28 protein-coding genes are annotated in these 25617 nt (G+C 49.5%); 12 read left to right on the top strand and 16 right to left on the bottom strand.

The genetic code is table 11. The annotated features are described in order from the left end of the window. Nucleotides 1–4: 4 nt before the first annotated feature. Together BSPA111_RS01400 and BSPA111_RS01395 are read right to left on the bottom strand one after the other, a co-directional pair. Nucleotides 5–856 carry an HlyD family secretion protein gene (locus BSPA111_RS01400; protein WP_183269438.1) on the bottom strand — a complete coding sequence of 284 codons (852 nt, stop codon included), beginning with the start codon at nucleotides 854–856 and terminating at the stop codon, nucleotides 5–7. A 3-nt stretch (nucleotides 857–859) separates the two neighbouring features. Next, nucleotides 860–1096, bottom strand: coding sequence for a DUF1656 domain-containing protein (locus BSPA111_RS01395; protein ID WP_183269437.1), 237 nt, complete (start codon nucleotides 1094–1096; stop codon nucleotides 860–862). A gap of 175 nt (nucleotides 1097–1271) precedes the next feature. On the opposite strand from BSPA111_RS01395, the gene slyA reads away from it, so the two are divergent. Beyond that, nucleotides 1272–1712: a transcriptional regulator SlyA gene (slyA, locus tag BSPA111_RS01390; protein ID WP_183269436.1), complete on the top strand. Its 441-nt coding sequence runs from the start codon at nucleotides 1272–1274 to the stop codon at nucleotides 1710–1712. Nucleotides 1713–1817: 105 nt separating this feature from the next. On the opposite strand, the gene slyB is transcribed toward slyA, so the two are convergent. Continuing rightward, nucleotides 1818–2285: an outer membrane lipoprotein SlyB gene (gene slyB, locus BSPA111_RS01385; protein ID WP_183269435.1), complete on the bottom strand. Its 468-nt coding sequence runs from the start codon at nucleotides 2283–2285 to the stop codon at nucleotides 1818–1820. 284 nt (nucleotides 2286–2569) lie between these two features. Between slyB and anmK the strand changes: the two genes are divergently transcribed. The 5 genes from anmK to pdxY all read left to right on the top strand — a co-directional run bounded on the left by anmK (nucleotide 2570) and on the right by pdxY (nucleotide 7207). Beyond that, nucleotides 2570–3694: an anhydro-N-acetylmuramic acid kinase gene (gene anmK / locus BSPA111_RS01380; protein WP_183269434.1), complete on the top strand. Its 1125-nt coding sequence runs from the start codon at nucleotides 2570–2572 to the stop codon at nucleotides 3692–3694. A 97-nt stretch (nucleotides 3695–3791) separates the two neighbouring features. Then, complete coding sequence (gene mliC, locus BSPA111_RS01375; protein ID WP_183269433.1) at nucleotides 3792–4115, top strand: C-type lysozyme inhibitor; 324 nt, start codon at nucleotides 3792–3794, stop codon at nucleotides 4113–4115. A 57-nt stretch (nucleotides 4116–4172) separates the two neighbouring features. Beyond that, nucleotides 4173–4829, top strand: coding sequence for a pyridoxamine 5'-phosphate oxidase (pdxH, locus tag BSPA111_RS01370; protein ID WP_183269432.1), 657 nt, complete (start codon nucleotides 4173–4175; stop codon nucleotides 4827–4829). Nucleotides 4830–4971: 142 nt separating this feature from the next. Next, nucleotides 4972–6246, top strand: a complete 1275-nt coding sequence (gene tyrS / locus BSPA111_RS01365) for a tyrosine--tRNA ligase (protein ID WP_183269431.1) — start codon at nucleotides 4972–4974, stop codon at nucleotides 6244–6246. A gap of 100 nt (nucleotides 6247–6346) precedes the next feature. Continuing rightward, a complete protein-coding gene (pdxY, locus tag BSPA111_RS01360) occupies nucleotides 6347–7207 on the top strand; it encodes a pyridoxal kinase PdxY (protein ID WP_183269430.1) in 861 nt (286 codons plus the stop codon). Nucleotides 7208–7305: 98 nt separating this feature from the next. Here the strand turns inward: pdxY and gstA are convergent, their stop codons facing one another. From gstA to ydgT, 11 genes are all read right to left on the bottom strand, one after another. Further along, complete coding sequence (gstA, locus tag BSPA111_RS01355; protein ID WP_183269429.1) at nucleotides 7306–7908, bottom strand: glutathione transferase GstA; 603 nt, start codon at nucleotides 7906–7908, stop codon at nucleotides 7306–7308. A 110-nt stretch (nucleotides 7909–8018) separates the two neighbouring features. Next, nucleotides 8019–9524, bottom strand: coding sequence for a dipeptide/tripeptide permease DtpA (dtpA, locus tag BSPA111_RS01350; RefSeq protein ID WP_183269428.1), 1506 nt, complete (start codon nucleotides 9522–9524; stop codon nucleotides 8019–8021). Nucleotides 9525–10138: 614 nt separating this feature from the next. Beyond that, nucleotides 10139–10774 (bottom strand): endonuclease III, encoded by a 636-nt coding sequence (nth, locus tag BSPA111_RS01345; protein ID WP_183269427.1) that lies wholly within the window; start codon nucleotides 10772–10774, stop codon nucleotides 10139–10141. Then, complete coding sequence (locus BSPA111_RS01340; protein WP_183269426.1) at nucleotides 10774–11460, bottom strand: electron transport complex subunit E; 687 nt, start codon at nucleotides 11458–11460, stop codon at nucleotides 10774–10776. The genes nth and BSPA111_RS01340 overlap by 1 nt, the downstream gene beginning before the upstream one ends. Continuing rightward, complete coding sequence (rsxG, locus tag BSPA111_RS01335) at nucleotides 11457–12083, bottom strand: electron transport complex subunit RsxG (protein WP_183269425.1); 627 nt, start codon at nucleotides 12081–12083, stop codon at nucleotides 11457–11459. The genes BSPA111_RS01340 and rsxG overlap by 4 nt, the downstream gene beginning before the upstream one ends. 9 nt (nucleotides 12084–12092) lie before the next feature. Next, nucleotides 12093–13142 carry an electron transport complex subunit RsxD gene (gene rsxD, locus BSPA111_RS01330; protein WP_183269424.1) on the bottom strand — a complete coding sequence of 350 codons (1050 nt, stop codon included), beginning with the start codon at nucleotides 13140–13142 and terminating at the stop codon, nucleotides 12093–12095. Next, entirely contained in the window at nucleotides 13143–15230 is a 2088-nt protein-coding gene (rsxC, locus tag BSPA111_RS01325; RefSeq protein WP_183269423.1) for an electron transport complex subunit RsxC, read from the bottom strand. Then, nucleotides 15223–15801: an electron transport complex subunit RsxB gene (rsxB, locus tag BSPA111_RS01320; protein ID WP_183269422.1), complete on the bottom strand. Its 579-nt coding sequence runs from the start codon at nucleotides 15799–15801 to the stop codon at nucleotides 15223–15225. The genes rsxC and rsxB overlap by 8 nt, the downstream gene beginning before the upstream one ends. Then, nucleotides 15801–16382 carry an electron transport complex subunit RsxA gene (rsxA, locus tag BSPA111_RS01315; protein ID WP_183269421.1) on the bottom strand — a complete coding sequence of 194 codons (582 nt, stop codon included), beginning with the start codon at nucleotides 16380–16382 and terminating at the stop codon, nucleotides 15801–15803. The genes rsxB and rsxA overlap by 1 nt, the downstream gene beginning before the upstream one ends. Nucleotides 16383–16461: 79 nt before the next feature. Further along, nucleotides 16462–16914: a DUF2569 domain-containing protein gene (locus BSPA111_RS01310; protein WP_183269420.1), complete on the bottom strand. Its 453-nt coding sequence runs from the start codon at nucleotides 16912–16914 to the stop codon at nucleotides 16462–16464. A gap of 93 nt (nucleotides 16915–17007) precedes the next feature. Beyond that, the gene (gene ydgT / locus BSPA111_RS01305) at nucleotides 17008–17223 is read right to left on the bottom strand and encodes a transcription modulator YdgT (protein WP_183269419.1); all 216 of its coding nucleotides are present in this window, start codon (nucleotides 17221–17223) and stop codon (nucleotides 17008–17010) included. Nucleotides 17224–17503: 280 nt separating this feature from the next. Here ydgT and BSPA111_RS01300 point away from each other — a divergent pair, with 280 nt between their 5' ends. Further along, nucleotides 17504–18544, top strand: a complete 1041-nt coding sequence (locus tag BSPA111_RS01300) for an oxidoreductase (protein WP_183269418.1) — start codon at nucleotides 17504–17506, stop codon at nucleotides 18542–18544. A gap of 122 nt (nucleotides 18545–18666) precedes the next feature. Here BSPA111_RS01300 and speG read toward each other — a convergent pair whose 3' ends face one another. Then, entirely contained in the window at nucleotides 18667–19224 is a 558-nt protein-coding gene (gene speG, locus BSPA111_RS01295) for a spermidine N1-acetyltransferase (RefSeq protein ID WP_183269417.1), read from the bottom strand. A 61-nt stretch (nucleotides 19225–19285) separates the two neighbouring features. Beyond that, nucleotides 19286–19636, bottom strand: coding sequence for a DUF1283 family protein (locus tag BSPA111_RS01290; RefSeq protein WP_183269416.1), 351 nt, complete (start codon nucleotides 19634–19636; stop codon nucleotides 19286–19288). A 108-nt stretch (nucleotides 19637–19744) separates the two neighbouring features. On the opposite strand from BSPA111_RS01290, the gene BSPA111_RS01285 reads away from it, so the two are divergent. From BSPA111_RS01285 to BSPA111_RS01265, 5 genes are all read left to right on the top strand, one after another. Beyond that, complete coding sequence (locus BSPA111_RS01285; protein WP_183269415.1) at nucleotides 19745–20071, top strand: YnfA family protein; 327 nt, start codon at nucleotides 19745–19747, stop codon at nucleotides 20069–20071. Between the two features lie 186 nt (nucleotides 20072–20257). After that, nucleotides 20258–21472, top strand: coding sequence for a starvation-sensing protein RspA (rspA, locus tag BSPA111_RS01280; RefSeq protein WP_183269414.1), 1215 nt, complete (start codon nucleotides 20258–20260; stop codon nucleotides 21470–21472). A gap of 15 nt (nucleotides 21473–21487) precedes the next feature. Further along, entirely contained in the window at nucleotides 21488–22501 is a 1014-nt protein-coding gene (locus BSPA111_RS01275; protein WP_183269413.1) for a Zn-dependent oxidoreductase, read from the top strand. A 62-nt stretch (nucleotides 22502–22563) separates the two neighbouring features. Beyond that, nucleotides 22564–23967, top strand: coding sequence for an MFS transporter (locus BSPA111_RS01270; protein WP_183269412.1), 1404 nt, complete (start codon nucleotides 22564–22566; stop codon nucleotides 23965–23967). Nucleotides 23968–24138: 171 nt separating this feature from the next. After that, a complete protein-coding gene (locus BSPA111_RS01265) occupies nucleotides 24139–25590 on the top strand; it encodes a mannitol dehydrogenase family protein (protein WP_183269411.1) in 1452 nt (483 codons plus the stop codon). Nucleotides 25591–25617 lie beyond the last annotated feature (27 nt).

The following is a 25617-nucleotide window of genomic DNA, read 5'->3' as shown; positions in this document are numbered from 1 at the left end:
GAGGTCAGTGCTTAATGGTCACGGTGCAGGTGGTGCCGGAAACCAGAGTAATTCCTTGCGGGATTTCATCTAGCTGAATGCGCACAGGAACACGTTGGGCCAGGCGCACCCACGGCACATTAGGTTTAATGTCCGGTACTAAATCACTATTACTTTCCACGCTTTGATCGTATATCGCGCGCCCAATACTTTGTACTTTGCCGCTTAATGGAATATGCCCGCTATACAAAACAATCTGTGTAGCATCACCGGGTTGGATATGGCGCAGTTTGGTTTCTTCAAAATAACCCACAACGTAAAACGAGTGGCTGTCGACGAGGGCAAAGACGGGTTGGCCCACAGTGGCGTAGTTACCGGTTCGCGTTGAGAGATTCGTCACCCATCCATCCACCGGTGCGCTGACCGTAGTTTGAGTAATTTGCCATTTTGCCTGTTCAAGCGTAGCTTCGGCCGCTTTGACTGCGGCTTGCTCGGCTTTGACATTAATATTCGCGGTATCCATATCTTCAGCCGATATGTAATTGCGGGGTAAATTTCTGCGGCGCAGTGCTTCATTGCTGGCTTTTGCCAGTTCAGACTGCGCCTGGGCTAACTGCGCTTCCGCGTTCAGTTGTGCAATGTGATAGGGCGTGGGGTCAATCGTGAACAGTATCGTACCCGCTTTGACGAACTGGTTATCTTCAATATTGAGTTGAGTAATGGTTCCCGACACCTGGGGCGTGATGCTGACTTGTTCGGCGCGCACTTTCCCATCTCGCGTCCACGGAGATTGCATGTAATAATTCCATAACAACCAGCCAACAATGATGGCTACAGCGAAAATCAGCAAAGTGGAAAAGTATTTTATTGTTTTCATGTTTTACCAGACCACCAGAAACGCAAGTCCTGCACAGACGGAGAGTGAAAATAACGACAGATCCATTAATGTCGGATGCCAGATATCACCGGAATACATCCAGTCACGCAGTAAATGATGAAGAATGAGCCAGATAAAAAAGCCCAGGAATATCGCTTTAAAAATAGGGGGGAAGTAGATTGAAGCTCCTACAACCAAGTCCTGGAGCGGCAGGCCGGATGTTAAAAAATCGAGTTTCACGTCAGATAATCCTTTAAATTTCCGGGGATGACTGCCGTTTCCCCTGACTTAGTTGTAAACTAAAAGTATAGCTGGTTGCTTAACGTCAGCAAAAGTAAGGAATCTAATTTTTCAATTAATGCCTGCACAATAGTTTAAAATCAGTATAATAAGTTAGCAAGCTAATTATAAGGAGATGAAATTGGAATCGCCACTAGGATCGGATCTGGCACGGTTGGTGCGCATTTGGCGTGCTCTGATTGACCATCGCCTGAAACCTCTGGAGTTGACACAGACGCATTGGGTAACGCTGCACAATATTCACCAGTTACCGCCCGAGCAGTCACAGATTCAGTTGGCCAAAGCGATTGGTATTGAGCAACCATCACTGGTTAGAACGCTCGACCAACTGGAAGAGAAAGGGCTTATTTCACGTCAAACTTGTGCGAATGACCGAAGGGCGAAACGCATAAAGCTTACTGAACGTGCTGAGCCAATTATTAATGAGATGGAAACGGTTATTAAAAAAACGCGCAATGAAATTTTGTTGGGGATCAGTTCTGAAGAACAAGAACTATTACTTGACCTGATTAATCGCCTGGAGCAAAACATCGTTCATCTACAGACAAAAGAGTAATGCCTTTCAGTAAGCCTCATCATTCGGTGAGGCTTTCTATTTTGCAACAATCGATACTGCAGAAATAACGTGGGGCAACCTGCAAGCAAGCCGCCCCTGGCATTATTAATTTGGTGATACAGTCGTTTGGCTGCCGTTGCTGGCGATACGTACACGTTGACCTGCTACGAATTGGGTCTTGCCTTGTTTCTGCACGACCAGAATAGTGTTGCCATCATCTTTACGAATTTCTAGCTCAACACCGTCGGTTTTGTTCAGTGCACCCTGAACGCTCTGGCCCGCAACACCACCTGCTACTGCACCAGCGGCAGTTGCCAGTGAACGACCGGTACCCCCGCCAACAGTGTTACCCAGGAAACCACCCAGAACAGCACCACCAATCGCGCCCATCACATTTGAATCTTCGCCTGCCTGGATTTGAACCGGACGGGTGGATACCAACGTGCCGTAGGTTACGCTTTGAACTTGTTTGGCTTCTGAGGCGCTATAAACATCGCCTGAAAGCGTGCTGGTGTTAGTACAACCAGCCAAAGTTAAACCCACTAACGAGACTGCCAGTATACGTGAAATCATTTATGACTCTCCTGATCATCTAGAAACGCCCAACTGAGCATCCATCATGTCTAAATTATATGGTATTTAGGTGCTGAATTTAATATTAGTTCAGCCCCATTATGGCATTGATACTAAAAAAGCCTGCATTAACCAGGCTTAAACCAGTTGCAGTTAGGGCATAACACCACTTTCACTCTCATTTTGTGACGCAATGTTATTAAAAATATTAATTAATCACCGCATTGAATGTTAGTTTATGAAGGAATTAATCCCACTATTTGGCGAGTCTCCAGGAGTAACAGATGAAATCAGGGCGTTATATCGGTGTGATGTCAGGTACCAGCCTGGACGGTATTGATGTCGTTCTGGCAGCGATCGATGAACATCTTGTTGCCCAGCAGGCCAGTTACTGCCATCCGATTCCGTTGGATATCAAAAAAGCCATTCTGGCTATCTGCCAGGGGCAACAATTAACCCTTTCTCAACTCGGACAGCTTGATAATCGGCTGGGTAAATTGTTCGCTGAGGCGATACAAACCCTGATGACTGAACAAGGGCTGACGTATACGGATGTCACCGCCATTGGTTGCCATGGGCAAACGGTGTGGCATGAGCCACATGGTGAAGCGCCTCATACCATGCAAATTGGTGACAATAATCAGATTGTTGCCCGTACGGGTGTCACTGTTGTGGGGGACTTCCGTCGTCGTGATATGGCGCTTGGGGGACAGGGAGCACCACTCGTGCCTGCTTTCCATCAGGCTTTACTTGGGCATCCTACTGAACATCGTATGGTGCTCAACATCGGCGGTATCGCAAATCTCTCGCTGCTCATTCCCGAACAACCGGTGCGCGGCTTCGACACTGGGCCGGGAAATATGCTGATTGATGCATGGATCTGGCGTCAGCGTGGGAAAGCCTACGATAAAGACGCGGAATGGGCGATCAGCGGTAAGGTGATTCTCCCGCTGTTGCAGCAAATGCTAAGCGATCCTTACTTTGCGATGCCCGCGCCAAAAAGTACCGGGCGCGAGTATTTCAATTATGGCTGGCTCGAGCGTCAACTCGCGGCATTTCCGGGCGTTGCTGCAGAAGATGTTCAGGCGACACTGACCGAACTGACTGCGGTAACGATTTCAGAGCAAGTCTTGTTGAGCGGCGGTTGTGAGCGCCTGATGGTGTGTGGCGGGGGCAGCCGTAATCCTTTATTGATGGCCCGTTTGGCTGGGCTCCTGGCTGGAATCGAAGTCACCACCACTGACGACGCGGGAATCAGTGGTGATGATATGGAAGCGTTAGCTTTCGCCTGGCTTGCCTTCCGCACGTTATCTGGGTTACCGGGTAATCTGCCTTCGGTAACGGGCGCGTCGGCCGCCAGTGTGATAGGTGCAATTTTTCCTGCAAATCCACTGCATAATCAGAGTTAACTGAAATAATCTTCAGCACTAAATCTCTAAACTGAAGTTAATGGGGGAGGTTATGCTCCCCCTTTATAAGAAATAATAAGAACTTCAGGACATGCAGATGAAAAAACTACTTATTGCCACCATCCCCTTCATGCTTGCCGGATGTAGCTACTACAACACTTTTGTAGAACGTATGCAGACGGATACGCTGCAATATCAATGTGATGAAAAACCCCTGACGGTTAAACAAAACAACCAAAAAAGTATGGTGAGCTTTGTTTACGACAACGAATACTTATCACTGACACAGGGCTTATCCGCATCGGGTGCCCGCTATACTGATGGGGTTTACGTGTTCTGGTCGAAGGGGGATACCGCTACGGTGTATCGTAAAGACCAGATTGTACTGAATAATTGCCAGCTACAAAATCCAAAACGTTGAGATTTCTTAGGGTGGGGCGCACAATAGCTCCACCTTACGATAGCCTGACGTAACGCCATGTCTGATAACGACTCTCTGCAACAAATTGCACATCTGCGCCGCGAATACACTAAAGGTGGCTTGCGCCGTAATGATCTTACTGAACAACCGTTAGCACTGTTTGAGCGCTGGTTAGCTCAAGCCTGCGACGCAAAACTTGCTGATCCTACCGCCATGGTGGTGGCCACGGTTGATGAGAACGGCCAACCGTATCAGCGTATTGTTTTGCTCAAACACTTTGATGAACGTGGGCTGGTGTTTTATACCAATCTCGGTTCGCGCAAAGCGCATCATCTGGAAAATAATCCACGTATAAGTCTGCATTTCCCTTGGCATATGCTCGACCGTCAGGTGATGGTGCAGGGTACTGCGGAGCGCTTATCCACACTCGAAGTGATGAAGTATTTCCACAGTCGACCGCGTGACAGCCAAATCGGTGCCTGGGTTTCCAAACAATCCAGCCGAATTTCCGCTCGCGGTATTCTTGAAAGTAAATTCCTTGAACTGAAACAGAAATTCCAGCAGGGCGAAATTCCATTACCCAGTTTCTGGGGGGGGTATCGCGTAACAATTGAACAAATGGAATTCTGGCAGGGTGGAGAACATCGTCTACACGATCGTTTTTTATACCAGCGTGAAGGCAGTGCCTGGAAAATAGACCGTCTGGCTCCATAACATAGGCAAATTGTTGTTTTAAGCGCTGGCACTCCGGTTGTTGGCGCTTTATTCTATGTCCCCTAAGAAATTACTTCCTTTCGTCAACTGGCGAAAAGCCGTGTACCGGCCAAGGTGCAGTCGTATATAGATGGAGAATTTGATGGCAAGCATCAATTTGATAAAACAATTGCAAGAGCGGGGCTTAGTCGCCCAGGTAACGGATGAAGAAGCGTTAGCACAGCGACTGGCGCAAGGGCCAATTGCTCTGTATTGCGGCTTTGATCCTACCGCTGACAGCTTGCATTTGGGCCATCTGGTTCCTCTGCTGTGCCTGAAACGCTTCCAGGAAGCAGGTCACAAACCGGTTGCGCTGGTGGGTGGTGCGACAGGTCTGATTGGCGACCCGAGTTTTAAAGCATCAGAGCGTAAACTCAATACCGAAGATACCGTTCAGGAGTGGGTTGAAAAAATCCGCCGTCAGGTTGCACCGTTCCTTGATTTCGACTGTGGCGAAAACTCAGCAATTGCGGCTAACAACTACGACTGGTTTGGCGGCATGAACGTGCTGACCTTCCTGCGAGATATTGGTAAGCACTTCTCTGTTAACCAGATGATTAACAAAGAAGCCGTGAAGCAGCGTCTGAACCGTGATGATGTCGGTATCTCCTTTACTGAATTCTCCTACAACCTGCTGCAGGGCTATGACTTTGCATGTCTGAACAAGCTGCATGGCGTGGTTCTACAAATCGGTGGTTCTGACCAGTGGGGCAACATCACCTCCGGTATCGATTTGACTCGTCGTCTGCATCAGCAACAAGCCTTTGGTCTGACTGTTCCGTTGATCACCAAATCCGATGGCACCAAGTTTGGTAAAACTGAAGGTGGTGCGGTGTGGCTGGATCCTAAGAAAACCAGTCCATATAAATTCTACCAATTCTGGATTAACACGGCTGATTCCGATGTCTATCGTTTCCTGAAGTTCTTCACCTTCATGAGCCTCGAAGAAATCAACGCGCTGGAAGAAGAAGACAAGAACAGCGGTACGGCTCCGCGTGCGCAATATGTGCTGGCAGAGCAAGTGACTCGTTTGGTTCACGGTGAAGAAGGTTTGGAAGCGGCGAAACGTATCACCAGCAGCCTGTTCAATGGCAACCTGAGCGATTTGACCGAAGCTGACCTTGAGCAACTGGCACAAGACGGCGTACCGATGGTGGAAATGGAGCGCGGCGCTGACCTGCAACAGGCATTGGTTGATTCCGAGCTGCAACCGTCACGCGGCCAGGCACGTAAAACCATCGCGCAAAACGCCATCACCATTAACGGCGAGAAGCAGTCTGACCCGGAATATACCTTTGCAGATAGCGATATTCTTTTCAATCGCTACACCTTGCTGCGCCGGGGCAAGAAAAATTACTGCCTCGTTTGCTGGAAGTAATTAAGAATGAACAGAAGGGCGTGGGAAACCACGCCCTTTATTTTTACCACCCGTTGTTATTTCACAACCACTATAAAAATCGGTGTATCCGAGTAGAGAAATGAAAAACATTCTTGCCATCCAATCCCATGTAGTTTTCGGTCATGCAGGTAACAGTGCCGCAGAATTCCCGATGCGACGTCTTGGTGCAAACGTATGGTCGCTGAACACAGTACAGTTCTCCAACCATACCCAATACGGAAAATGGACAGGCAGCGTAATGCCAGCCAGTCACCTCAGCGAGATTGTGCAGGGGATTGCAGATATTGGGCAATTAGAGCGTTGTGACGCAGTTCTGAGTGGTTATCTTGGCTCAGCGGAACAGGGCGAACACATTCTTTCTATTGTGCGTAAAGTTAAAGAAGCGAATCCAGGTGCTAAGTATTTCTGTGACCCAGTCATGGGGCATCCTGAAAAGGGCTGTATCGTCGCCCCTGGTGTTGCTGAATTCCATACGCGTTACGCATTGCCAGCCAGTGACATTATCGCGCCAAACTTGATTGAGCTTGAAATCCTGTGCGGTCATGCGGTTAACACGGTAGAAGAAGCGGTACATGCCGCGAGAGAGTTGATTAATCTGGGCCCGGAAATTGTGCTGGTGAAACACCTGGCGCGCGCAGCTTATCAGCAGGATCGCTTTGAAATGCTATTGGTGACGGCCGATGAAGCCTGGCATATCCATCGCCCATTGGTCGATTTTGGTGAGCGCCAGCCAGTCGGCGTGGGTGATGTGACGAGTGGGCTGCTGCTGGTAAATCTTTTGCATGGTGCCACGCTACGCGAAGCATTAGAGCATGTCACGGCAGCGGTTTACGACATCATGGTCGTGACCAAGAAAATGGAAGAATACGAGTTACAACTGGTTGCAGCGCAGGAAGGTATTGCGCGTCCAGAGCATTATTTCACTGCGGTGAAACTGTAATAAAAAAGCGGGTGACGCATGCGTCATTCCGCCTTCTGAATTGCTGGCAATAGGTCGGATAGTCAACAGCGCTATCCGACTAAGCACAACCCATCGAATTAAATCCCTTCAGCCGTTAATGCAGCAGCTACTGCAGGACGCGCTTTCATTCGTTCCATAAACGCATCGATATTACTTAGCCCTTCCATGTTCAGTTTCACCGCACCCGCCCAGCGCAACACGGTAAACAGATACGCATCTGCCACACTAAAGCGCAGCCCCATCAGCCACTGTTTATCATTGAGCTCTTCGTTGACGTATCTGAATTTCTTCTCCAGTGCCGCACGAGTGATGAGTTTGAACTCTTCCGGTGTGGCCGGATTGAACAGCGGTGAGAAACCTTTATGTAACTCGGTTGCGATGTAGTTGAGCCATTCGAGCGTGTGGTAGCGCGTCATACTGCCGGCAGGCGCAAGTAATTGGCGGTCAGGTACTTTATCTGCCAGATACTGCACAATCGCCACGCCTTCAGTCAGCAGTGAACCATCATCAAGCAGCAGCGCGGGGACTTGTCCTTTTGCATTCACGTCGAGATAGTCGTCACCCGCTTCGGTTTTCTTCGCCGCTAAATCGACTTTAACCAGAGAGAAATCAACACCAGTTTCACGCAGGATAATATGAGGGGAGAGGGAACAGGCACCAGCTTTATAATACAGTTTCATTTCTGAACTCCTATAGGGCGCAAAGATACTCTATGGTAGTGCTCATTCAGATAAAAAAAAAGCCGTTAAGCATGAAGCTAACGGCTTAAAATTTTATGTTTCCCGCTACATTACGCGGTAGCTGTTTCCTTAGCGGCTTCAGCTTTTTCGTCACTCTGTGCCATACGGCTCAGTTTCGGTGCAGTGATCATCATCAGAACCGCGATGACTGCGGTGGCAATACCAATCTGCATGAACACACGACCGTAAACTTCCAGAGAAACCAGCGGATCTGTAACGTTTTCAGGTACAGCCATCAGGTTAGCAACTTTACCTGCAATAATTGCAGCACCTGCGGTAGTCAGGAACCAGCTACCCATGATGAAGCCCATCAGACGCTGTGGAACCAGTTGTGCAACCATCGCCAGACCCAGACCGGAAATCATCAGCTCACCGATACTCTGCAGCGCATAGCTCAGAATTAACCAGCTTACAGATACGATACCGGCATCAGATGCGAACTTAGCACCCAGTGGCAGCACCAGGAAGGCCAGGGAACACAGAACCATACCGAATGCGAACTTGTGCGGCATCGGCATACGGTCGCCCATCTTGTTATAGATTGCAGCCAGAATCGGGCTACCAATCATAATCCAGAACGGGTTCAGTGCCTGGAACTGCTCAGGTTCGAACATGACACCCAGGATAGAGTGCTCAACATTACGAATCGCAAAGAAGTTCAGAGAGGTTGGCATTTGGCTGTACAGCACGAAGAACACAATTGCCTGCACCATCAGGATGAACGCAACAATCATCTTACGACGAGCAGCACCCTGCATTGCGAAAGCTTCTTTAGCAAAGATAATCACGATGCCCAGAGCGACGACGCCCAGAACCATACGTGCGATACCCTGGTTGTGCAGCAGCCAGGTTGCCGCGGTAACCAGCACCAGAACACCCACAATAGTGGTTGCCAGTTTACCAAAGTGAACAGGTTGGAAGTCAGGTTTGGAACCGTGGTTCTTGACCCACTTCTTGCAGAACATGAAGTTTACGAGGGTGATAAGCATACCCACGAAGCTCAGAGAGAACGCAACGCTCCAGCCATATTTCGCAGCAAGCCATGGCGTGGCAAGCATTGAGAAGAATGAACCGATGTTGATGGACATGTAGTACATGGTAAATGCACCGTCCAGACGTGGATCATCCTTTTCATAGCAAGTGGAAAGCAGGGAGGACGGGTTAGCCTTAAACAGACCGTTACCCACAGCGATAGTCGCCATACCCATATAAACGATAGCAACATCGTGACCGGAGTAAGCTACCAGCGCGTAACCGATAGCCAGTACGATGGTACCGAGCACAATGACACGCTTGGTGCCGAGAACTTTATCACCTAACCAACCACCAATCGCCACCATCCCGTAGACCAGTGCGCTGAAGGAAGAGAACAGGGTGATGGAGTCAGCTTCGGACATACCCAGCATTTTGACCAGGTATACGGCCATAATGCCCTGGAGGCCGTAGTAGCCAAAACGCTCCCATAATTCGATAGAGAAAATCAGGTAGAACGATTTAGGTTGCTTGAAAGCATTCAGACTAACGCTTTCTGCTGGTTTTTTGTTTGCAGTCGACACATATACCTCTTTTTTTACATCCCAATTTAACAGGAGTTTTTAAGCGCTATGCCGAGAATGCATTCGCTTTTTTAGTTATAAGAAAGGGGAAACGGCGGGTAATGTTCACTATCCTGAGACATCAGGCAAGAGGTTTGTAATAACCTGTTACATTTATCTCGCGCGAGATAAAGCTCCGCAAAGCAAATTGTTATTCAGCGTTAAATTTTATCAAAATGCGCTTTGCCAATTTATTCTCTTCTCGAATGCTAAAATAAACGAAATTTAGTTATATATTCTGCTTTACGGCCGAATGGGTAGTGATATGGGCCAGGTGTAAAGATTTGTGCAGGCTATTGTACTGCTTGAGTTGGGTTATCACTGTGTATTACGAGGTTATTTATTTCATTTTGATGACTTAAATTTAACATCAAGTTATCAAAGCGATCTATGTCACATAGTTATGGAAAATTCTTATCGTAAAAAAACGATTAACCTCTTCGAGTGATTACACACCAGATGAAGTAAACGAAGCGGTAATAATATGCAGAATAAATCAATGGATTTTCTGCTGTTAGCAGTGACATTGGAGGCAGGGAGAGATATCGCCCGCTTCATAAGAAGCAGGCAGCGGATTAGATATCAACTTTATCTTTGAATTCGCAGAGATCTTCAATGATACATGAGCCACAGCGGGGCTTACGGGCGATGCAGGTGTAACGGCCATGGAGAATTAACCAATGGTGGCAATCCACTTTAAATTCTGCCGGAACGACCTTAAGTAGTTTTTCCTCAACTTGCTCAACATTTTTACCTGGAGCGAAGTTGGTGCGATTACAGACGCGGAAAATGTGGGTGTCGACGGCGATAGTGGGCCAACCAAACGCAGTATTGAGCACCACGTTTGCCGTTTTACGACCCACGCCCGGCAAGGCCTCCAGCGCAGCTCTGTCTTCCGGCACTTCACCGTTATGTTGCTCGAGCAATATCCGGCAGGTCTTGATGACGTTTTCGGCTTTACTGTTAAACAGGCCAATGGTTTTGATGTACGACTTCACACCATCCACACCTAAGTTGAGTATGGCCTGAGGTGTATTCGCCACCGGATATAGCTTCGCCGTGGCTTTATTGACGCTGACATCGGTAGCTTGTGCTGACAGCAATACCGATATCAACAATTCAAACGGGGAGCTGAAATGTAACTCTGTGGTCGGGTGAGGGTTGTTATCACGCAGACGTGTGAGGATCTCTAACCGTTTGGCTTTATTCATTACGCTTTCTCTGGATTCCCTTCAGGTGCAGCAGCTTTCGCTGCGCGGCGCGTTTTCATTTTTTCATCAATCAGATACTTCACTGCCAACATTAAACCCAGGCCGATGAATGCACCCGGTGGCAACATCGCGAGCAGGAAAGGCGTGTCAGTATGGAAGACTTCAATACGCAGCACCTTAGCCCAGCTACCCAGCAGCGCATCGGCCCCATCAAACAACGTTCCGTTACCAATGATTTCACGCAGCGAACCTAAAACAAACATTGCGCTGGTCGCCCCCAGACCAATGGCTAAGCCATCCAGAGCGGCAAGGGGCACGCTATTTTTAGCTGCAAATGCTTCGGCGCGGCCAATAACGATACAGTTGGTCACAATCAATGGAATGAAAATCCCCAATGACTGGTACAAGCCGTAGGCGTAAGCGTTGATCAACATCTGTACGATGCTCACCACCGAAGCAATGATCATCACATAAATCGGAATACGAATTTCTGCTGGAGCCCACTGACGTAGCGCGGAAATAGCGCTGTTGGTCAATACCAACACCAGCGTAGTCGCAAGGCCAAGGCCGAGTGCGTTGGTGGCCGTGGAGGTTACCGCTAGCAGAGGGCACATACCCAACAGCTGAACCAGGGCTGAGTTATTTTTCCATAGCCCCTGAACGATAATGTCTTTTACGTCGCTCATGGTTGTGCTCCACAAACAGGCAGGTTATCAATTTGCGAGGGTAAGGTTTTAGCGAACAGTCCCGCGCGTTTTACCGCATTAACCACGGCACGAGGTGTAATAGTCGCGCCCGTGAACTGGTCAAACTGACCACCATCTTTTTTAACCGCCCAGCTTGGGTCATCACTACCTTGAATGGTTTTACCGGAAAAATAGGTAATCCAGTTACTCAGTCGTGTTTCGATTTTATCGCCAAGGCCCGGTGTTTCATGATGTTCCGTGACGCGCGAACCTAATACTTTGCCGTTAAAATCAGCCGCGACCAGCAATTGAATCGCGCCAGAATAGCCATCTGGTGCTGTTGCTTCCATCACCACGGCAACGGGCTGTTCGCCAAGACGTGCCACATAAATATGGTGTGTGCCTGTTCCTAACGGCGAATTATTCACGACCACACAGCTGGTTTGAATATCATTGTTGTAGCTATCAGCCGGAATAACCTGGTTAAACAACAGCTTTTGCTGCGCAACTGCCTGTTGTTCGATGGTGTCTTTGGTCAGAGCATTGACCACTGCCGTCAGACCCGTAGCCAGTACGGCAAACAGCGCCAAAGTAACGCCATGTTTTTGCATTGTTTTCAGCATGACATTTCCTTAGCGGTGTCCATAAGCCCGAGGACGGGTGTAGTAATCAATCAATGGGACGGTAATATTTGCCAGCAACACGGCAAACGCAACGCCATCTGGATAACCGCCGTAGGTACGAATTAGCCACACTAAAACCCCCGCCAGGGCGCCAAAAATCAAACGCCCACGATTCGTTGTCGATGCGGTAACGGGGTCGGTAAGAATGAAAAATGCACCCAACATCGTTGCACCAGAGAACAGGTGAATGACTGGCGAGGCACATTTTTCAGGGGAAAATATCCAACCCAGCGTGGCACACACCGCCAGCGTTATCAGGAAACTGACCGGAATATGCCAGCGAATTGCGCCTTTCATCAATAAGAAGACGCCACCTGCCAGGAATGCCAGATTGACCCACTGCCAGCCAATCCCAGCCAGTGCGCCCGTATAAATAGGAGCCTGCATCAGGGACGTTGCGGAATGTCCGGCACGCAACCCGGTTTTAAAGGTATCAAGTGGTGTGGCCTGGCTTATGCCATCAATGCCCATGCGGAGTTGCGACATGCTGTCACCCGCAGCAGTGGCACCCGAAAAAATCACCTGTAACGAATCGGCAAAACCAGGCACCGTAGCGGCAAGTGATTGTGGTGGGAGCCACGATGTCATTTGTACCGGAAAGGCAATCAGCAACACCACGTAGCCGACCATTGCCGGGTTAAATGGGTTGTGGCCAAGCCCGCCATACAATTGTTTAGCGATAATAACCGCGAATACGGTACCGAGGATCACCATCCACCATGGGGCAAGCGGTGGAATACTCATGCCTAACAGCAGGCCGGTTAACGCAGCTGAATTGTCACTCAGAATTCTCAGCGGTTGCTTACGAAGTTTGATCACCAGCAGTTCTGCGGCGACGGCCGTCAGGACGCCTAATGCGATTTGCACCAGGCTGCCCCAACCGAACCAGTACCATAGCATTGCCATTCCCGGCACGCAGGCACAGGTTACCAGCAGCATAATCCGGGAGGTGCTGCGTTGGTTATGGGTATAAGGGGAGCTTGCTATCTTGAAAACCATCTATTCCTCTGATGCCATTTGTTGCGCTGCTTTTCGTGCCTGGACTCGGGCGATAGCAGCGGCAACCGCGGCTTTACGCGGATCTTGTTCTTCTGCGGTTTCTTCTACAGATTCCTCAGTAGCCTTAGCCGCTTTACGTGCTTTAGCTCGGGCAATAGCGGCTTCGACTGCGGCTTTGCGTGGGTCAACGGGTTCGACGTTTACCACTTCAGCGCTTTTCGCAACAGCCGTAGATTCACCGGCTTGCGCGGCTTTACGTGCTTTAGCTCGGGCAATAGCCGCTTCGACGGCGGCTTTGCGTGGGTCAACGGGTTCGGTGTTTGCCACTTCAACGGTTTTGACAACAGGTACAGATTCACCGGCTTGCGCGGCTTTACGTGCTTTAGCCCGGGCAATAGCCGCTTCGACCGCCGCTTTGCGCGGATCGTTTGTCTGTGTTTCTGCCACGCTAATTTGCGATTCTTTCTCTGCCTGACGAGCGCGAGCCTGCGCTTTGCGTGCTTCACGAGCAGCGATGACTTGTTGGTTATCAGGCAAACTTCCTGCCTGAATCACAATAGGCTCATGGCTTTGCGCTTGTTTGTTTTTCACGCGCGCAAGGGCTGCCTGAATTGCATCGTTATCTTGCGCTGTGGGCTGAACAGCGGCCTTTTTATGGCGCTCCAGTCGGGCGGATTTTTCACGCTCAAGACGCGCCTGGCGAGCTTCAAAACGAATTTTTGCTTCCGCCGTACGTTTTGCTTCGAGCTCTATTTCGCGGATCTCCGCCTTTTCCTGACGGAAATATTGCACCAGTGGAATGCTGCTTGGGCATACATAAGCGCAAGCTCCGCACTCGATACAGTCTTTGAGGTTATGCGCTTGTGCTTTATCGTGCTGCTGCCCGCGGCTAAACCAGTAAAGCTGTTGTGGCAGTAAATCGGCAGGGCAAGAATCGGCGCACGCGCTGCAACGAATACAGTTCTGTTCTTCTTGCTGTTCACCCATTTCATTGGCAGACGGGGCCAGCAAGCAGTTGGTGATTTTAACCACCGGCACATCCAGCCACGGCAGACTAAAGCCCATCAGTGGGCCGCCCATAATCACTTGTTGATCATGGCCTGGTCGGAAACCGGCGAAATCGAGTAGATGGCGGACAGGGGTCCCCAGCCGCGCCCAGACATTCCCGGGCTGCTGAACCGCCTCGCCGGTTAACGTCACCACGCGTTCGGTTAAAGGTTCACCGTCGATTATGGCGCGTTTCACCGCGAAGGCTGTACCGACGTTCTGCATTAATACGCCAATATCAGAAGAACGCCCACCCTGGGGAACCTGCTTGCCCGTCAGAATTTGGGTCAGTTGTTTCGCTCCACCGGATGGATATTTGGTCGGGATCACGCGCAGTTGAATACCGTGGGTGTCGCATAACACCGCACGCAGCATCGAAATCGCTTGCGGTTTGTTGTCTTCAATCCCGATTAATACGCGTTGGGGTTTCAGGATATGCGCGAGGATGCGTACACCTTCGATGATTTGCGCGGCACAATCCTGCATCAGGCGATCGTCGGCAGTAATGTACGGTTCGCACTCAGCAGCATTGATAATCAGCGTATCAATTTTATCTCCGCCACCCTGCAATTTATTACCTGTAGGGAAGCCTGCGCCACCCAAACCGGCCACACCAAACTGATGAATACGCTCAATCAGCTCTTCGCGGCTGCGGGAGAGATAGTCTTGCCAGCCATCGCGTTCAATCCACTTATCTTCGCCATCGGCTTCAATAATCACACTCAACTCTGCCAGCGCAGAAGGATGAGCAGTGGAGTGGGGCGCAATGGCGGTAACGGTTCCTGAGGTTGGGGCATGAACCGGAAGCATGCGACCACGCCCGCGAGTCAAAGGTTGACCGCGCAGAACATAATCACCGGGTTTCACGCACAGCTCGCCTTCAGCACCAATATGCTGCTTTAACGGGATAACCAGTTTTTGAGGTAAAGGAACCTGGCGTAACGGTGTGCCGTTTGACTGAGTCTTCATTTCTGGCGGATGAATGCCGCCATCAAAATCCCAGATTTTATCTTTGTTGAAACGGGTAAATAGCTTAAACATGTTGCTCCACCGGAATCAGTCGAACCGGGATGGTTTGCAGATCCCACTTCCAGCTTTCTGTGGTGGTTTCGACCGGGCGTAATTCAATACAGCGCGTTGGGCACGGGTCGACACATAAATTGCATCCGGTGCAAAGGTCACTAATAACGGTATGCATGGCACGCGTCGCGCCAACAATGGCGTCAACCGGGCAAGCCTGAATGCACTTGGTACAACCGATACAGTTGGGCTCATCGATAACCGCCAGCATTCGTACCGGTTCCTGAGCCTGGCCATCGCCACCAATAGGTTGTGGATCGACGTTCAGTAACGAGGCAATTTTGTGCATAACAGCTTCGCCACCAGGGGCGCACAGGTTGATATTCGCACCCTGGTTTCCTACGGCTTCTGCGTATGGGCGACAGCCTGGATAGCCACACTGGCCGCACTGACTTTGCGGCAGCAATTCATCAATTTTATCGACGATCGGGTCTTCTTCAACGAGAAAACGGCGTGAGGCGTAACCGAGTATCAGCCCAAATACCAGGCCTAAAAGGCCCAATGCAAGCACAGCAATCCAAATAGTACTCATCAGAACTTAACCAATCCGCTAAAGCCCATAAAGGCCAAAGACATCAAGCCAGCAGTGATCAGCGCAATAGCGTTGCCGCGAAAAGGAGCGGGCACATCGGCGACGGCCATGCGTTCGCGAATGGCCGCAAATAGCACCATCACCAGCGAAAAACCAACCGCTGCTGAAAACCCATAGAGTGCTGATTGCAGGAAGTTGTGGCCCAGATTGATATTGAGCAGCGCAACACCCAGCACCGCACAGTTCGTGGTGATGAGTGGCAAAAATATTCCCAGCAGGCGATAGAGTGCCGGGCTGGTTTTGCGAACCACCATTTCGGTAAATTGCACGACGACGGCAATCACCAGAATAAAGGCCAGCGTGCGCAAATAGACTAAGTCGAGAGGAACAAGGATCAACTCATTGACCAGCCAGGCGCAAATAGAAGCCAGCGTTAGTACAAAAGTGGTCGCCAGCCCCATGCCGATGGCGGTCTCCAGTTTTTTGGAAACCCCCATAAACGGACACAGACCAAGAAACTTCACCAATACGAAGTTATTGACCAGCACCGTGCCAACAAAGAGCAGCAAATAATCTGTCATGAATAAGACCTGAAACAAAAAAAAGCCGCCTATTATCGGCCAACTGGCCAATAACGACAACGGGGTGTTTATAAGGTTATTACGGCTTAATAAATGTTTGCTTCACACGGCTTGAGCGCTTGAGGTAAGGAACCAACAAGGCAGCAGCCAATAAAGGAAACATCAACTGACGTAATGCCAGCGTGTCACTTACTGGGGAAAATGCGAAGGTTTTAATCGCTAACAGTACTGACAACAATAACCAAAAAATATAATGACGTACCACATTCTTACGACGTTTGAAGAAGGCGATCGTCAACCACATGGTATAACCCCACATAGCAATCGCGCAGGCAATCGAGGTATACCAAAAGATCACCATTTTGGGGCCTTGAGCGCTCATAAGTCGATGGCTTTCTGGGGAGATGAGCATCATAAGATAAATGGCCAGCGCAATTGTACTGCTGAGAAGCGTCATCAAAAGCCAGGCGAGAGGGGCCAGAAGCCAGCCTGCAATACGTGGTGCTTGCGTGGGTTCTTGCATGGTCGTCATATTACCTCCCGAAAAAGTGTGAAACTTTCCTTATGTGAATCATAAGGCGGGAGGATTATAAGGTTTTTTCAGCGCTTTGCTACCTGAGAGAGGCTAGATCACATAGCGCCAGACCGATTTTGGCACGCAGCCTAAATCAAACAGACGCCCGCCCGAGACTAATTCAGCACGACGATGATCGGCTGCGCGATACATATTCATCAGCTCATTATTATCTGTCAGGTTGTAATTGAGGTGATCAAACAGTTTTTCCAGGCTTTCAGATGAGCTGATTTTGCGAAACTTCATTAAATAGTCGAGAGCAGTCATGGGCGGCTGTTATCCATACAATAAATGAGGAGTAGGTACGCGGTGTGTTCGTTATGCATGAATAATAAACGGTAACCATGCATTAAAAATCAATAAATACTCCCTGATGGGCTTTTTAGGATTTTTCAATTAGCCGCAGCCACACGAATCTTCTCCAGATGTCCACTTGATTGACGGTCGCCTGGCGAACATGCAACTAACACGTAACAATATAATTACCTGTTGTTACAATCACTGGGATGGTGTCAAATGAGCCGTCAAATAATCATGAGGAAAGCAAATGAGTGATAACATTCGTGTCGGACTAATCGGTTACGGTTACGCCAGCAAAACCTTCCATGCGCCATTAATTGTCGGTACGCCAGGTATGGTTTTGGCCGGGGTTTCCAGCAGTGATGCCACGAAAGTTCATGCTGACTGGCCAAACATGCCGGTCGTCTCTGACCCTCATCATCTGTTCAATGACCCTAATATCGACCTGATTGTCATCCCAACCCCAAATGATACCCATTTCCCGTTGGCCAAAGCGGCTCTGGAAGCAGGCAAACACGTGGTGGTCGATAAACCGTTTACCGTGACGTTGTCACAAGCTCGTGAATTAGATGCGCTGGCAAAAAGCTGCGGTTTGTTGCTTTCGGTGTTTCATAACCGTCGTTGGGACAGTGATTTCCTAACCCTCAAAGGGCTGTTAGCCGAAGGCACCCTGGGAGAAGTTGCCTATTTTGAATCGCACTTCGACCGTTATCGCCCGCAAGTTCGCAATCGCTGGCGTGAGCAGGCCGGCGTAGGCAGCGGCATCTGGTATGACTTAGGACCGCATCTTATCGACCAGGCGCTGAATCTTTTCGGGTTACCGGTGAGCTTGACTGTGGATTTAGGCCAGCTTCGCCCAGGTGCGCAAGCGACCGACTACTTCCATGCTGTACTTGCGTATCCACAACGCCGCGTTGTCCTGCACGGCACCTTGCTGGCGGCGGCAGAAACGGCTCGTTATATCGTGCATGGGGCTCGCGGCAGCTATATCAAATATGGTCTGGACCCACAGGAAGACCGCCTGAAAGCAGGCGAGCGTTTGCCGCAGGAAGACTGGGGTTACGATATGCGTGACGGCGTTCTGACGCTGGCTCAGGGTGAAGTGATGAACGAACAGACGTTGCTAACGGTGCCGGGTAATTATCCTGCGTACTATGCCGCTATTCGCGACGCACTCACCGGACATGGTGAAAATCCGGTTCCGGCAGCTCAAGCTATTCAGGTCATGGAAATGATTGAACTGGGTATGGAATCCGCAAAGCATCGCGCTACGCTGAATCTGGCATAACGCGGACTCCGTGAACGACAGATGAATGCGGCTTTTAGGGTGGATGAGCGTTTGCGCATCCACCATATTACTGCGCGATTGAAGGGAGCAGCTTGCGCTTACCCGAACGACAAGGTGACTGATTATTGCGCGGTGGGTTTTAACATATTTCCGCTCTTTTTGTGCTCCGCCAGATACTGATGCTGGAAAATGCACATACGAATAGTGTTGCGGTATTCACCATTAATAAAGAATTCGTGGATTAATTCGCCTTCCACCATAAAGCCCAATTTCTTATAAATATGCACGGCTTTTGCATTTTCTTTATCAACAATTAAATACAGTTTGTACAGGTTCAACACCATAAACCCGTAATCCATCGCAAGCTTCGCAGCACGTGATGCCAGCCCTTTGCCCTGATAGTCAGGTGAAATAATAATCTGGAACTCGGCACGGCGGTGAACATGATTAATTTCGACTAATTCAACCAGACCGGCTTTTTCACCATTACATTCGATAACAAAACGCCGCTCACTTTGGTCGTGAATATGTTTGTCGTACAGGTCGGACAGCTCGACAAACGCTTCGTAGGGTTCTTCAAACCAGTAGCGCATCACGCTTGCGTTGTTGTCCAGTTGGTGGACGAAACGAAGATCTTCGCGTTCCAGGGGGCGAAGTTTGATTTGCAGCTCTTGGGACATGTGAGTTCCTTTCAAAGTTTCAAGGCTTCTGGACAGAAGCCTTATTGACTACAGTACCGTGTTACGGTGCGACATCGCGGCCGGTTTTGCGATCCAGACAACGCAGGGTGTTTGGTTCCCAATAGGCGTTGATATTGGCGCTTTTCTGGCAATTATCACGCGCGTCAAAAGCAGTATCGGCTTTATCCCACTCTTTCTCGGTCCGTTTGTTCACTTTCTGGCGCAAGTTACGTGTGTCATTCCATTGCTCTTTGTCCATCGCCGCATCCTGGCGAGTCTGCGCATTGTCACCAGATTCAATAATCAGCTTGTTTGTCTGGGCATTGGCTGGTTGAACAAACGCAAATGCACTTAGCAACAGCGCCAGCGGCAGTGTTGCCACGGACAGACGTTTGCGAAGATTTGTGTTCATTGCATTTTCCTTTTAGGGTGACGCTCTTTGTTGAAGTAAATGTACCATTGAGACTGGCGCGGACCAACGCGACCATGTATTAGCCCATTATTCCAGACAAGGTTAAAGATGATCAAAACAACCTTACTTTTTTTTACAACAGCCCTGGCTGAAATCATCGGCTGTTTTTTACCCTGGCTGTGGTTAAAACGCGAGGGATCGCCGTTGTTGCTGATTCCCGCGGCGTTCTCCCTGGCGATGTTTGTCTGGTTACTCACGTTGCATCCGGCCGCGAGTGGGCGTGTTTATGCCGCGTACGGTGGGGTCTATGTCGTGACCGCGTTGCTATGGTTACGCTGGGTCGATGGCGTAAAATTGAGCGTCTTCGATTGGGTTGGCGCAACCGTCGCCTTCTGCGGCATGTTGATCATCGTTGCTGGATGGTCACGCACCTGATTTCACCTTTCTCTCATCGTTCTTTTCTGTCTCCTTTCAAATCGGCTGTTTTCCTTTGTCAGTGTCACAAGTTAATTGTGACGCAGTCCAAGAAATCACCATAAGACTACTTGTATGGTAGTATTTTCATGTGTAGTTTAACCTTCATTGAACACCGTACACCTCATTTGCCGTCAGGGAGTCCGAATGAAGATTGTAAAAGCAGAAGTATTTGTCACGTGTCCTGGGCGTAACTTTGTCACGCTGAAAATCACTACCGATGAAGGGATTACCGGACTTGGCGATGCCACCTTAAATGGCCGTGAGCTTTCCGTTGCATCGTATCTGAAAGATCATGTGTGTCCGCAGCTAATTGGTCGCGATGCTCATCGCATCGAAGACATCTGGCAGTTCTTTTACAAAGGCGCTTACTGGCGTCGCGGACCCGTTACCATGTCGGCAATTTCTGCGGTCGACGTGGCGTTGTGGGATATCAAAGCTAAAGCCGCCAACATGCCGTTGTATCAATTACTGGGCGGCGCATCCCGTGAAGGGGTCATGGTTTATTGCCACACCACCGGGCATTCCATTGATGAAGTACTGGACGACTACGCGCGTCATAAAGAGTTGGGCTACAAAGCGATTCGCGTGCAGTGCGGCGTGCCAGGCATGAAAACCACCTACGGTATGGCGAAAGGTAAAGGGTTGGCTTACGAGCCCGCAACCAAAGGTGACTGGCCAGAAGAGCAGTTGTGGTCCAGTGAAAAATACCTCGATTTCACGCCAAAGCTATTCGAAGCCGTGCGTAATAAATTTGGTTTCAATGAGCATTTATTGCATGACATGCACCACCGTCTGACGCCAATCGAAGCCGCTCGCTTTGGGAAAAGCATTGAAGATCACCGCCTGTTCTGGATGGAAGATCCCACTCCGGCGGAAAACCAGGAATGCTTCCGTTTGATTCGCCAACACACCGTTACCCCCATTGCCGTAGGGGAAGTGTTTAACAGCATCTGGGACTGTAAACAGCTTATTGAAGAACAGCTTATCGATTACATCCGCACGACTATCACCCACGCGGGAGGGATTAGCGGGATGCGGCGAATTGCCGATTTTGCTTCGCTATATCAAGTACGTACCGGCTCGCATGGGCCATCAGACCTTTCGCCAGTTTGTATGGCGGCGGCGTTGCACTTTGACCTGTGGGTGCCGAACTTTGGCGTACAGGAATATATGGGTTATTCCGAGCAAATGCTTGAAGTGTTCCCGCATACCTGGACGTTTGATAACGGCTATATGCACCCTGGTGAAAAGCCGGGTATTGGAATTGAGTTCGATGAAAAACTGGCGGCGAAATACCCCTATGAACCTGCATATTTGCCGGTTGCTCGTCTCGAAGATGGCACCTTGTGGAATTGGTAATAAGGAAACTAAACGATGAAAAGCATCACCATACAGCAACCAGAAAAGTTGGTTATTGAAGAGCGTCCTGTTCCACAACCCCTGCCAGGAGAAGTGCGAATTCGTGTCAGCAGTGCCGGTATTTGTGGTTCTGACATACATATTTATCGCGGCCATAATCCGTTCGCTAAATACCCACGCGTCATTGGCCACGAGTTCTTTGGTCATATTGATGCCGTTGGCGAAGGGGTTGAACCATCACGCATCGGGGAGCGCGTAGTGGGTGATCCGGTCGTGAGCTGCGGTCAGTGCTATCCGTGTTTAGTCGGGCGACCCAATGTTTGTACGGAACTCCAGGTTATTGGTGTTCACCGCGACGGTGGTTTTAGTGAATTTATCACCTTGCCCGCGAGGAATGCCCATGTTGTACCGCAGAACATCTCTGATAATGAAGCCACGATGGTGGAGCCGTTCACCATTGCCGCCAATATCTGTAGCCAAATGAATCCAGGCCCACTGGACATCGCAATGATTTACGGGGCCGGGCCGATGGGCTTGACGTCAATTCAGGCATTGCGTGGCGTGTATAACGTAAAAGAAATTATCGTCGTAGACCGTATCGACGAGCGTCTTGCGATGGCAAAAGCAAACGGAGCCGATCGCGTTATCAATAATACCCACCTGGATTTGCGCGCAGAACTTGAGCGTCTGGGAATACGCCCAACACTGATCATTGATGCGGCCTGTCATCCGGCCATTTTACCGGAAGCTATCGCGCTTGCTTCTCCCGCTGCACGCATCGGCATTATGGGCTTTTCATCTGACCCTTGCGTGTTGAATCAACAAGCGATCACCAGTAAAGAGCTTGCAATATATAGCTCACGACTCAACAGCAATCGCTTCCCACTGGTGATTGACTGGATGACACAGAAAAAAATAAACCCGGAGAAATTAATCACCCATCAGTTCAATTACATGCAAGTAGTTGATGCAATGGAGATATTTGAGAAAGACCAAAAGCAGTGCTGCAAGGTATTGCTGACGTTCTGATTCCCCCATCTGTATCTGAAGATTTGCTGTCCCTACAACGACAAATTACTGAGAACAGAAATATGAATACTTCTATTGATATTAAAAATAATCAACCGGAAAGAAGTACGGGTGATTTAGTTAAGGCCGCCGTTTCCGGCTGGCTCGGTACTGCACTTGAATTTATGGACTTTCAGTTATATTCATTAGGCGCTGCATTAGTTTTTCATGAAATATTTTTCCCAGAGCAATCTGCTGCGATGGCATTAATATTGGCGATGGGAACCTATGGTGCCGGTTATATAGCACGCATCGCCGGTGCATTTTTCTTTGGCCGAATGGGCGATACTATTGGGCGTAAGAAAGTTCTGTTTATCACTATTACAATGATGGGGATTTGTACCACCTTAATCGGTGTGCTCCCAACGTATGCTCAAATCGGTATTTTTGCACCGATGCTGCTGGTGTTGTTACGTATTATTCAAGGGTTGGGGGCGGGTGCTGAAATTTCTGGGGCTGGGACCATGCTTGCAGAGTATGCGCCCAAAGGAAAACGCGGCATTATCTCCTCTTTGGTGGCTATGGGGACCAACTGCGGAACGCTATCGGCCACGGCAATTTGGGCTGTGATGTTCTTCGTCCTTCCGAAAGAAGAGCTGCTGGCATGGGGTTGGCGCGTACCGTTCCTTGCGAGCGTGGTGGTAATGATTTTTGCCATCTGGTTGCGTATGAACCTCAAAGAAAGCCCTGTGTTTGAGAAAGTTAATGACGACACTGAAAACGTTGCGGTGGCAAAACCGGTAGCTGATGAGACTCACTCTCTTGGCGCAATGTTTACCAGTAAATCATTCTGGCTTGCAACGGGATTGCGTTTTGGTCAAGCCGGAAACTCAGGTTTAATTCAAACTTTCCTGGCTGGGTATTTAGTCCAGACATTATTGTTCGAGAAAAAGATTCCGACTGACGCGTTAATGATTAGCTCTATTATTGGTTTTATGACTATTCCGTTCTTAGGCTGGTTATCAGATAAAATAGGTCGTCGCATTCCTTATATTATCGTCAATATTTCAGCCATTATTCTTGCCTGGCCAATGCTGTCGATGATTGTTGATAAGAGCAATGATGTTAACGTTATTATGGCCTCAATTATCATTATTCATAACGTTGCGGTACTGGGATTATTTGCCCTGGAAAATATCACCATGGCAGAAATGTTCGGTTCACGTAATCGATTTACACGAATGGCGATTTCGAAAGAGGCGGGGGGGCTGGTCGCGGTCGGATTTGGTCCGGTTCTCGCGGGTATTTTCGTCAACATGACGGGTTCCTGGTGGCCAATTGTCGTCATGATGATTGCCTATTCAACCATTGGCTTACTGGCAGCGATATTGATGCCGGAAGTGAAAGACCGGGATCTCAGCCTGGCTGAAGATGCGGCAGAAACACCGAAAAAGGCTGCTGCGATCGCGGGGGTCAGGAGCTATTAAGGGTTTCGCCACATGTTCAAGGCTCGGCAGACATCGAAAATGCGATCCTGTTATACAACTTTTAAATTCGTGTCATACCAAATAACCAAAGTTTAATTCAAATCAAAATGCAGACTACCATAGCAGGTAGTCTGTAGCTGTCCCCACGTTACTACACAGCGAGTTTTAAAAATGGAAAACAAGCTCTTATCAGCAAAAGCTATTCTCCCGAAATATGACCGTAATAAACTGGTTACACGCATCGTTCATCTTGGTTTTGGCGCATTCCATCGCGCGCATCAGGCAGTTTACGCCGACATTTTGGCTAATGAACATGGTAGCGACTGGGGTTACTGTGAAGTCAATTTGATTGGTGGCGAGCAGCAAATTGCTGATTTGAAGAAGCAAGACAACCTCTATAGCGTGGCAGAAATGTCTGCAGAGGCCTGGCATTGCCGCGTTGTGGGTGTGGTGAAAGAAGCCATACATGCGCAGGTTGAGGGGCTGGAAGCCGTATTTAGCGCACTGACTCAGCCACACGTTGCCATTGTTTCCCTGACCGTGACTGAAAAAGGTTACTGCCATACTCCAGCAACCGGCACCATCCTGCTCGACAATCCTTTAATCGCGCACGATCTCGCCAATCCGCAGCAGCCAAAATCCGCACCTGGCGTGATTGTCGAGGCACTGGCTCGTCGTAAAGCTGCGGGTCTGCCAGCGTTTAGCGTGATGTCCTGCGACAACATGCCGGAAAACGGCCACGTAACCCGTAACGTCATCACGGCATACGCACAGGCGCTAAACCCTGAATTGGCAGAATGGATTGGGACTCATGTGACATTCCCATCCACCATGGTTGACCGCATCGTGCCAGCCGTTACCGCTGAAACCCTGGAACAAGTTGCCCAGGCGACAGGGGTTGCTGACCCAGCGGCGGTGGCGTGTGAACCGTTCCGTCAGTGGGTTATCGAAGATAACTTCGTTGCAGGCCGCCCTGAGTGGGAAAAAGCGGGTGCAGAACTGGTGAAAGATGTTCTGCCATACGAAGAGATGAAACTGCGCATGCTCAACGGCAGCCACTCATTCCTGGCATACCTGGGTTATCTGGCGGGTTATCAACACATTTCTGAATGTATGCAGGATGAGAACTATCGTCGTACTGCGCACGCATTAATGCTGCAACAGCAGGCGCCAACTTTAAAAGTGCAGGGTGTTGACCTGGCGAAATATGCCGATTCATTGATTGCGCGTTATACCAACCCGGCGCTGCGCCACCGCACCTGGCAAATCGCCATGGACGGCAGCCAGAAACTGCCACAGCGTTGGTTAGACTCCATCCGCTGGCATCTGGCAAACGGCAGTCAGTTTGATCTGCTGGCGCTGGGCGTTGCTGGTTGGATGCGTTATGTTGGTGGTGTTGACGAGCAGGGTAATCCAATCGAAGTGAGTGACCCATTGCTGCCTGCCATTCAGCAAGCGGTGGCGGCAAGTAAAGAAGGGGAGACTCGTGTTAAAGCGCTGCTGGAGCTGAAAACTATCTTTGGCGAAGACCTGCCAGCAAACGAGAAATTTGTTCAGCGTGTCACGGAGTGTTATCTGGCGCTACGTGAAAACGGTGCAAAAGCAACAGTCGCTAAGTTCTAAAAATCGCGTATTCATCTCGCCCGATAC

Origin of the sequence: Buttiauxella sp. A111 (assembly GCF_014189855.1) — a bacterium.
In the GTDB taxonomy this organism is placed as follows: Bacteria; Pseudomonadota; Gammaproteobacteria; order Enterobacterales; family Enterobacteriaceae; genus Buttiauxella; species Buttiauxella selenatireducens.
The sequence above is the reverse complement of the archived record's forward strand: the minus strand, read 5'-3'. Positions and strand labels throughout refer to the sequence as shown.

What these genes read in the sequence shown, in the direction of transcription:
- anmK (WP_183269434.1), top strand. Translation starts at nt 2,570, where the DNA reads ATGAAATCAGGGCGTTATATCGGTGTGATGTCAGGTACCAGCCTGGAC.
- tyrS (WP_183269431.1), top strand. Translation starts at nt 4,972, where the DNA reads ATGGCAAGCATCAATTTGATAAAACAATTGCAAGAGCGGGGCTTAGTC.
- rspA (WP_183269414.1), top strand. Translation starts at nt 20,258, where the DNA reads ATGAAGATTGTAAAAGCAGAAGTATTTGTCACGTGTCCTGGGCGTAAC.
- speG (WP_183269417.1), bottom strand. Translation starts at nt 19,224, where the DNA reads ATGTCCCAAGAGCTGCAAATCAAACTTCGCCCCCTGGAACGCGAAGAT.
- BSPA111_RS01290 (WP_183269416.1), bottom strand. Translation starts at nt 19,636, where the DNA reads ATGAACACAAATCTTCGCAAACGTCTGTCCGTGGCAACACTGCCGCTG.
- pdxH (WP_183269432.1), top strand. Translation starts at nt 4,173, where the DNA reads ATGTCTGATAACGACTCTCTGCAACAAATTGCACATCTGCGCCGCGAA.
- BSPA111_RS01340 (WP_183269426.1), bottom strand. Translation starts at nt 11,460, where the DNA reads ATGAGCGACGTAAAAGACATTATCGTTCAGGGGCTATGGAAAAATAAC.
- BSPA111_RS01275 (WP_183269413.1), top strand. Translation starts at nt 21,488, where the DNA reads ATGAAAAGCATCACCATACAGCAACCAGAAAAGTTGGTTATTGAAGAG.
- nth (WP_183269427.1), bottom strand. Translation starts at nt 10,774, where the DNA reads ATGAATAAAGCCAAACGGTTAGAGATCCTCACACGTCTGCGTGATAAC.
- BSPA111_RS01310 (WP_183269420.1), bottom strand. Translation starts at nt 16,914, where the DNA reads ATGACGACCATGCAAGAACCCACGCAAGCACCACGTATTGCAGGCTGG.
- BSPA111_RS01300 (WP_183269418.1), top strand. Translation starts at nt 17,504, where the DNA reads ATGAGTGATAACATTCGTGTCGGACTAATCGGTTACGGTTACGCCAGC.
- BSPA111_RS01400 (WP_183269438.1), bottom strand. Translation starts at nt 856, where the DNA reads ATGAAAACAATAAAATACTTTTCCACTTTGCTGATTTTCGCTGTAGCC.
- gstA (WP_183269429.1), bottom strand. Translation starts at nt 7,908, where the DNA reads ATGAAACTGTATTATAAAGCTGGTGCCTGTTCCCTCTCCCCTCATATT.
- rsxC (WP_183269423.1), bottom strand. Translation starts at nt 15,230, where the DNA reads ATGTTTAAGCTATTTACCCGTTTCAACAAAGATAAAATCTGGGATTTT.
- rsxD (WP_183269424.1), bottom strand. Translation starts at nt 13,142, where the DNA reads ATGGTTTTCAAGATAGCAAGCTCCCCTTATACCCATAACCAACGCAGC.
- BSPA111_RS01285 (WP_183269415.1), top strand. Translation starts at nt 19,745, where the DNA reads ATGATCAAAACAACCTTACTTTTTTTTACAACAGCCCTGGCTGAAATC.
- rsxB (WP_183269422.1), bottom strand. Translation starts at nt 15,801, where the DNA reads ATGAGTACTATTTGGATTGCTGTGCTTGCATTGGGCCTTTTAGGCCTG.
- rsxA (WP_183269421.1), bottom strand. Translation starts at nt 16,382, where the DNA reads ATGACAGATTATTTGCTGCTCTTTGTTGGCACGGTGCTGGTCAATAAC.
- mliC (WP_183269433.1), top strand. Translation starts at nt 3,792, where the DNA reads ATGAAAAAACTACTTATTGCCACCATCCCCTTCATGCTTGCCGGATGT.
- ydgT (WP_183269419.1), bottom strand. Translation starts at nt 17,223, where the DNA reads ATGACTGCTCTCGACTATTTAATGAAGTTTCGCAAAATCAGCTCATCT.
- BSPA111_RS01270 (WP_183269412.1), top strand. Translation starts at nt 22,564, where the DNA reads ATGAATACTTCTATTGATATTAAAAATAATCAACCGGAAAGAAGTACG.
- slyB (WP_183269435.1), bottom strand. Translation starts at nt 2,285, where the DNA reads ATGATTTCACGTATACTGGCAGTCTCGTTAGTGGGTTTAACTTTGGCT.
- slyA (WP_183269436.1), top strand. Translation starts at nt 1,272, where the DNA reads ATGAAATTGGAATCGCCACTAGGATCGGATCTGGCACGGTTGGTGCGC.
- rsxG (WP_183269425.1), bottom strand. Translation starts at nt 12,083, where the DNA reads ATGCTGAAAACAATGCAAAAACATGGCGTTACTTTGGCGCTGTTTGCC.
- pdxY (WP_183269430.1), top strand. Translation starts at nt 6,347, where the DNA reads ATGAAAAACATTCTTGCCATCCAATCCCATGTAGTTTTCGGTCATGCA.
- BSPA111_RS01265 (WP_183269411.1), top strand. Translation starts at nt 24,139, where the DNA reads ATGGAAAACAAGCTCTTATCAGCAAAAGCTATTCTCCCGAAATATGAC.